The following is a 421-nucleotide window of genomic DNA, read 5'->3' as shown; positions in this document are numbered from 1 at the left end:
GCAGATACCGGTCGCCGTTGCGCTCGGGGAGCAGGGTCAGCCCTTCCACGTCGGCCGAGATCCGGCTGCCGCCGAAGCCCGGGTCCTCACCGGGGGCGCACTCCTCGCTCTCCTCGTCGTACGTCCCCGGCACGCCGTACTCGCGGACCTTGTCGACCAGCACCGGCTTCCCCCGCAGGTCGGCGGGCATCCGCCAGATACCCACGTCCTCCTGGCCGGCGTAGAGCGTGCCGTCGGCCGGGTCGACTACCATCCTCTCGACCTGGGGCAGCTCGCCCGGTTCCCCGCACGGCGTCCAGGACGTGCCGTCGGGCAGCCGGAATGCGGAGGGCAGGTCGAGGCTCCGGACCTTGCGGTACGTCACGGTGCCGGACCGGGTCGGGAGCAGTTCCAGCAGCGCGACCGAGGTGCGGTTGCGCCG

At 72.7% G+C, this 421-nt stretch carries 1 pseudogene; it reads right to left on the bottom strand.

Annotated features, from left to right (window positions below):
• Window positions 1-421: pseudogene (locus HTV45_RS33320) on the bottom strand (hydrolase); the annotation flags it as partial.

The sequence above is a fragment of the Streptomyces sp. CHD11 genome (assembly GCF_018638295.1).
GTDB lineage: Bacteria > Actinomycetota > Actinomycetes > Streptomycetales > Streptomycetaceae > Streptomyces.
Note: the sequence above shows the minus strand (reverse complement) of the source record. Positions and strands in the feature narration are given on the sequence as shown.